The organism is Eubacterium sp. AF17-7 (genome assembly GCF_003461285.1).
GTDB classification, from domain to species: Bacteria; Bacillota; Clostridia; order Lachnospirales; family Lachnospiraceae; genus Eubacterium_U; species Eubacterium_U album.
The window spans coordinates 442-5,551 of record NZ_QTWU01000026.1; the positions used below are offsets into that span (position 1 = coordinate 442).

A 5,110-nucleotide genomic window follows, 5' to 3' on the forward strand; every position below is an offset into this window, starting at 1 on the left:
TAGTTACTCAAAAATATCATATAAATCTTTTATAGTTTTACTTATTCCTGGTTATGCTATATTTTATTTTATCATCATATTAATTTCATTAACCATTTCTCCAAGCCCATTGTTGTTTTGTTCTTTTGTTAGTTCTTTAATATAATTCTGTGGATTAATTGTTTTTCCATTGTATGATACTTCACATATTTTGAAATTTCTCAAATCCATACCAAGCATATATTTCTCATAATCCAATTCTTCTTTATCGCTATAGTAGTTTTTCTTTTCCAACTTATCATAAAATTCATCATGTACAAATTCGATGTTTTTTACTGTTGATGAAAGTTCTATCTTTTGCAACTCACTACAATTAATATTCCACACTTTTGTTCCCACTTCATACATTCCATAAAGAAATGCTGATGACTCTACTGTTTCACATCCCTGCTCAACTTTAACTTCTTTTCGTCTTGATGGAATTCTTATAAGCTTCTTTCCATCTTTTGAATAAATTACACCATTTATTGATTTGTAATTAGGGTCATTTTCCATTACTTCGAAATTGTTTGTCGGAATTGAAGTTATTACATCTATATTTAATGGAGTATTAAATTTTACTGTTTCGATTTTTCTATTATGCTCAATTCTTGTTAACTCTCTATTCGTATAATATTTTGCAACATCACTTCCTAAGCATTCAAAGTTTCCCGGCATAGTAACTTCAGTAAGATTTACACATCCCCTTACTATATTTGCCGCAATCTTTTCTACACTTGCCGGAATTACTATTTTTTCTATTCCGGTTGCTGCAAATGCATATTTCCCTATTTCTTTAACCGTACCTGGAATATTTATTTCTTTTAAATTTTCGCTTCCACTGAATGCCGCTTGTGGAATCTGTTCAATTCCTTCTTCAATATTTACTTTGCTTAAACTATCAATTTCTGAAAAATTAGGAATTTTTCCCTGTCCCTTTATATTCATTACTCCATTTTTTAATGTAATCTTTCCGCCTTTAATTGGCATATTTATGTATTTTGTTTTTGTAAAATTAATTGCATCTTCTTCTAACTCTACAACTGATTTAAATTTAACATTTTTAACTTCAGATTCATTAAATGCATGGCATCCGATTTTATTTAATGTCTTTGGAAATTCTATTTTTTTGATTCCTTTAACAAATCTAAATGCATCATCACAGACAGATTTTACACCTTCTTTGATAATTACTTTCTTTATCTTTCCACTATATTTTCCGGCATCAAATGTCATACTTTCCGGCATTTTTCCCTTACCATATATAGTGAGAACACCTTTTTTAAGTTTCCATTTAACTTTATTCTTTTTATTATTTTGCTTAATATTTTTTGTAGCAGTAGTTCGTTTTGCAGCATATACATTTGTTGATGCATTATAGGTACTAAAACATGATAGCATCATAGCTGCCACTAACATTATTGTGATAAATTTCGATATTCTTTTGCTCATAGAATTACCTCCCACAAGATTGTAATTTCATAATTAACAACTTTTTACTGATTTGACTTAATAGTGTTGTTTAATTCATCAGTCAAATCAAGCACACCATTATTTCTTGTTTTACCAAAAATCTGTTTAATAAACGTTTGTGGTTTTACCGTTCTTCCTTTATAAGTTATTTCCTGCAAATTAAAATCTCTCATACTTAAAGTTTCTATTGTTTCCAGATAATCTCCCATTTTGTTACACTGCTTTTTTTCTGTCCTATCATAATAATTATCTGTTTCAAGACAAATCTGCTTAACTGAATTTGCAAGTTCTATTTTTGTCAAATTACTACATCTTAAAAACCACTCATCGCCATCGCTTTCATACAATCCATAAAGAAACGCTGATGATGCTACATATTCACATCCATCTTCAACTTTTAGTTCTGTTCTCTTTGATGGCACTCTTACTAAATTTCTTCCGTCTTTTGAATATATTACTCCATTTATCACTTTATAATTCGGGTCATTTTTTGCCACAACAAAATTATTTGTGTCAATACCTGATATAACATCTACATTCAAGGGTGAATTAAATTTTACGACATCCACATTTGTATCTCTCTTATCAATTACATTTCTCATTGGAGTTGATTCTTCACCATCCCTGGCTATAAACTCAAATTCACCCGGCATTGTTACTTTTGTTAATTTACTGCATTCGCTAAATATATTTGGTCCGATTCTTTTTACACCAGATGGTATATTAATTTCCTTCAATCCTGTTTTTGAAAATGCATTTGCATTTATTTCTTCAACTGTATTTGAAATCTTTAATTTTTTCAAATTAGCACTTCCGGAAAATGCCCACATTGGCAAGGTTGTTATTCCTTTTCCGATATTTATTTCTTTTACATATGCATTACCCACTCTAACAGGTATTTCACCTTTACCGGTTATGTTCATCACACCATTTTTTAATGATATTTTTCCACCTTTAATAGGTATGTTTATGTATTTTGCATGATAAAGTTCTAATCCGTTTTCTTTGATTTTAACTTTTGACTTTAAGTCAACCTTTTTTAAATTTGTAAACTCAAATGCATTTTCCCCTATTTGTTTTAACGACTTCGGAAATTGCACTTCTTTTATGCTTTTTATAAAATAAAATGCATTATCACAAACAGACTCTACTCCCTCTTTAATAATAACCTTCTTTATTTTTCCTTTATATTTTTCATACTCAAAGGTCATATTATTTGGCATTTTTCCCTTCCCATATATTGTAAGTACACCTTTTTTAAGTTTCCACTTAACATTCTGCTTCGTATTTTTTGTAGCAGTAGCATGTTTCGCTGCGTATACGTTTGTTGTTATTCCACACTCGCTCCAACAGGATAACACCATAACTGCCACCAACATGATTGTAATAAATTTATATATTCTTTTACTCATAGAACTACCTCCTGCTAATGCATTTATTTTAATGTTCTTACTTTAACAAACGTATTTGTCGTATATAATATTGCATTTTTTAACTATTATTAATTCCAATTATTATAAGTATTTATTCTACTTCTGATTATTATTTATACTATTACATCACCTCCAGCTACTCTTTCTGTAAAATCCAACAATACACATTTAATATCCATCAAATTTACTTCTTATTATTTGTCATAATCACATCGTCTATGCAGCATATATGCTACACCAATTTACTGTTAATTTTTTTGTTATCTTATTTATAGTTGGAATTAATAAAATTATTTAGTTACTTAAAAATATCATATAAATCTTTTATAGTTTTATTAGGATTTTTGTTAAGAATTGTGTTAGATATGTCTAATCCCCCATATAAAACTAGCCTCTACGTGTCTTTATTGAATATATACTAGTTATATACTCATTGTATAAGTTTAAAATCTATGCGTCAATACGTTTTTATTTTGTCACAATTTGTTTTTTACTATTAACCAACACTAATCTGTCTTTACTTTTATTTAACAATTATATTTATTTTTTATTCAAATCAAAATTAATCCCTTATATTATAAATGATATTAGAACATAAAACCGAACACATTTTAATGAAAAATTTTATAAATTTCACTAAAATATGTTCGGTTTGCATTTTTCTTTATTTATTCATGGTTATGCAATACTTTTCTAATTCCGCACTACTTAAACTTACATTATTTTTAATCACATTTTGAGTTGAATATTTAGCTATTTTTTCATCTTCCGGAAAATTTCTTATATAATCTTTTCCTTCTGATTTAAAAATACATTCATAATCATTTACCGGATCATATGCATTTTCAACCAAATTGCTGTCCATTAAAAATAATATATACTTGTCACCAACATTAGGATATTCTGAATCTGTTGTTTTCTTTTCTATTAATGTATTTTTTCTTTCTTCTACACTTAATTCTTTAAACTTTTCATCTCCTACATTTTCAACTAACTGTTCTACTGTCATATAACCTCCATACAACAAAACCGTTATTTTATCATTCGTATTTACACTTCCTTTAAACTTTTCATTGACTTTTAGTTCCATAACAGTATATGGCTCTCCATATAATACTGTAAAAAACGTATTTTCAACTTCTCCTTCAACGATATACTCAGAATTATTATATAATCCTTCTATCTCTTTACATGATTTTGCAAATGACATTGATGATTTAACAGAAGCCGCCTCTTCCTTCTGTTTTTCCGTAAATTTCATTTTTTTTATGTTTACAGTTTTATCAACTACATTTGTTTTATTATCATTTGTAACCTCAGTTACTTCTTTTTTAGTATTTCGATATGTCAACTCATTTGTATTATTTTGACATCCACTTAGCATCAAAACTATTGATATTATTAAACACGTATAAATTAATTTACTATTCATTTTTCCACCTTCCTCGTCTTTTATTTGCGAAACATTCTACTTATATATATGATTTATATTATTGCAGTCAACTTTTGCCGGCTTATTTCTTTCAATCGCTGTATTTCCATTATCTGACAATATATATCTATCATCATAATTATACATAATAGAACTATTTTGTTTATTTGGCTGGTGGCTCAATCCCATTGCATGACCTATTTCATGCCCAACTAATCCTGTCTTTTTTCGTTGTCCATAGTCTTTGGTTTTATCAGTATCTATATATATAATGTTCCATGTCCAATCTTGTATTGACTGATCATCAACTAACGTACTATATGAATAATAATCTGTCTTTCCAGTTGTATCTCCACCTAAAGTAGTTGTATGTAATTCTATTGTTGCATCACTTTTATTTGAAGATTCTCTAAAAGAAATCGATGTTGTAACACCTGAATCTGATGATGTATTTATCCAATACGAAAATGCATTTCTAATTCTACTAGAGTAATTACTTGAAAAATTCGAATTAATCCAATAATACCTCTTATTATTTCCATAATTTCCTACACCACTTAATATTTTTTTATCATTGAATGTCTTTTTCCCATGTGTACATGATTCTGTGACTGCCATTATTGGAGCCGTTGTACATAAGGATGTAATTCCAACCACTAACATAATAACTATATTTCTTTTTTTCATAGTTAATCCTCCATTTTATTACATCTAATCAACTTAGACCATTCTCCAAAGTTCTTTTTCCCATCAA

The 5,110-nt window shown here is 28.2% G+C and carries 4 protein-coding genes; all 4 read right to left on the bottom strand.

The features are described 5' to 3' along the window. Positions 1-63: 63 nt before the first annotated feature. Complete coding sequence (locus DWW96_RS13540) at positions 64-1,470, bottom strand: leucine-rich repeat domain-containing protein (protein ID WP_117910791.1); 1,407 nt, start codon at positions 1,468-1,470, stop codon at positions 64-66. A gap of 44 nt (positions 1,471-1,514) precedes the next feature. Beyond that, entirely contained in the window at positions 1,515-2,903 is a 1,389-nt protein-coding gene (locus DWW96_RS13545; protein ID WP_117910792.1) for a leucine-rich repeat domain-containing protein, read from the bottom strand. Between the two features lie 685 nt (positions 2,904-3,588). Then, entirely contained in the window at positions 3,589-4,356 is a 768-nt protein-coding gene (locus DWW96_RS13550; RefSeq protein ID WP_117910793.1) for a hypothetical protein, read from the bottom strand. Between the two features lie 36 nt (positions 4,357-4,392). Then, positions 4,393-5,043 carry a matrixin family metalloprotease gene (locus tag DWW96_RS13555; protein ID WP_117910794.1) on the bottom strand — a complete coding sequence of 217 codons (651 nt, stop codon included), beginning with the start codon at positions 5,041-5,043 and terminating at the stop codon, positions 4,393-4,395. Between the last annotated feature and the right edge of the window lie 67 nt (positions 5,044-5,110).

Excerpts from the sequence above, each read along its gene's own strand:
- DWW96_RS13545 (WP_117910792.1), bottom strand. The coding sequence starts at position 2,903 with ATGAGTAAAAGAATATATAAATTTATTACAATCATGTTGGTGGCAGTT.
- DWW96_RS13550 (WP_117910793.1), bottom strand. The coding sequence starts at position 4,356 with ATGAATAGTAAATTAATTTATACGTGTTTAATAATATCAATAGTTTTG.
- DWW96_RS13555 (WP_117910794.1), bottom strand. The coding sequence starts at position 5,043 with ATGAAAAAAAGAAATATAGTTATTATGTTAGTGGTTGGAATTACATCC.
- DWW96_RS13540 (WP_117910791.1), bottom strand. The coding sequence starts at position 1,470 with ATGAGCAAAAGAATATCGAAATTTATCACAATAATGTTAGTGGCAGCT.